Consider the following 1,505-nt stretch of genomic DNA (forward strand, 5'->3'; position numbering starts at 1 on the left):
CCGCCGTCGGACCCCTCCTCGGCGGCTGGCTGACCACCGACTTCTCGTGGCGCTGGGCGTTCGGCATCAACATCCCGTTCGCCGTCGTGATCGTCATCGGCGTGCTGCTCACGATCGCCGAATCGCGCGAGACCCGCACCGGCGGCCTCGACATCGTCGGTGCGGCCTTGTCGGTCGTGCTGTTCGGCGCCCTCGTGTTCGGGCTCATCGAGGGCCGCACCTACGGCTGGTGGACGACCGACCAGCAGCTGCGGATCGGCGGCGTCACGTGGACGTGGGGCGTCTCGCCCATCCCCTTCGCCTTCGCCCTCGCGGCGCTCGCGCTCCTCGCGTTCCTCGTCTGGGAGGTCCGGCGCTCACGGCAGGGGCACGGCACTCTGCTCGAGCTGTCGCTGTTCCGCATCTCGTCGTTCCGCAACGGCAACGTCGCCGCGATGGTCGTCTCCCTCGGCGAGTTCGGCATCATCCTCTCCCTCCCCCTGTGGCTGCAGTTCGTGCTCGGCTTCGACGCCCTGCAGACAGGTCTCGTGCTGCTCGCCCTCGCCGTCGGCTCGTTCGTGGCGAGCGGGTTCGCCGGCGCGACGAGCGGTCGCGTGTCGCCCGCGACGATCGTGCGCATCGGCATCGGGCTCGAGATCATCGGCATCGCCGCGGTCGGCTGGGTCGTCGCACCGGATGCCGCGTGGGGCTGGTTACTGCCGGCGCTGTTCGTCTACGGCATGGGCGTGGGGCTCGCCACCGCGCAGCTGACCGGCGTGGTGCTGCAGGATGTGCCGGTCGAACTGTCCGGGCAGGGGTCGGGCACGCAGTCGACCTCGCGCCAGGTGGGCTCCGCGCTCGGCATCGCGATCCTCGGCACGGTGCTGTTCACCTCGACGGCGGGCATCCTCGGCGCGAAGCTCGACGACGCCGGCGTGCCATCGGCGCAGCGCGACCAGATCGTGAGCGCCGTCGTCGACTCCGCCGGCGGGGCGATCGCGGGACTCGCCGAGAACCCGCAGACGGCGGCGATCGCCGACGATGCGAAGGCGGCTCTCTCCGAGGGCACCCGCCTCTCCGCCTTCTCGGCGGCCGGGTTCCTCGCGATCGGCCTGCTCGCGACGACCGCGCTCGAACGCCGCCGCGACCCGGAGACCGCCGTGGGCTGACCGACGCCCTGCCGCGTGACCGCGTTCCGGGCGCTGAGGCGCGATGCGCCGTTGAGATTTACTTAGCATGGCTAATTTGTTAGGCTAACGATCACGATGACCAGCCCCGAGGATGCCCCCGCCCCCGAGCTGTCGGCCGCGGCATCCGATCTGCGGATGGCCACGTTCCGGCTCGCCCGACGCCTGCGCGCGCAGCGCGCCGTCGACACCATGAGCGACGGGCAGTTCGCGGTGCTCGCGGCACTCAAGATGCACGGGCTGCACACCCTCGGTGAGCTCGCCGACCGCGAACGCGTCACCGCACCGTCGATGAACCGCACCGTCAACGGCCTCGAGGAGGCCGGTTACCTCACCCGC

The 1,505-nt window shown here is 71.2% G+C and carries 2 protein-coding genes; both read left to right on the plus strand.

Annotated features, from left to right (window positions below; all coding sequences use genetic code 11):
• Window positions 1-1,148: MFS transporter (locus ASG00_RS03220; protein ID WP_235559110.1), on the plus strand; the 1,148-nt coding region annotated here is incomplete at its 5' end.
• A 96-nt stretch (window positions 1,149-1,244) separates the two neighbouring features.
• The coding region (locus tag ASG00_RS16710) for a MarR family transcriptional regulator (RefSeq protein WP_235559111.1) at window positions 1,245-1,505 on the plus strand (261 nt) is incomplete at its 3' end.

It is taken from the genome of Microbacterium sp. Leaf351, assembly GCF_001423825.1.
GTDB lineage: Bacteria > Actinomycetota > Actinomycetes > Actinomycetales > Microbacteriaceae > Microbacterium > Microbacterium ginsengisoli.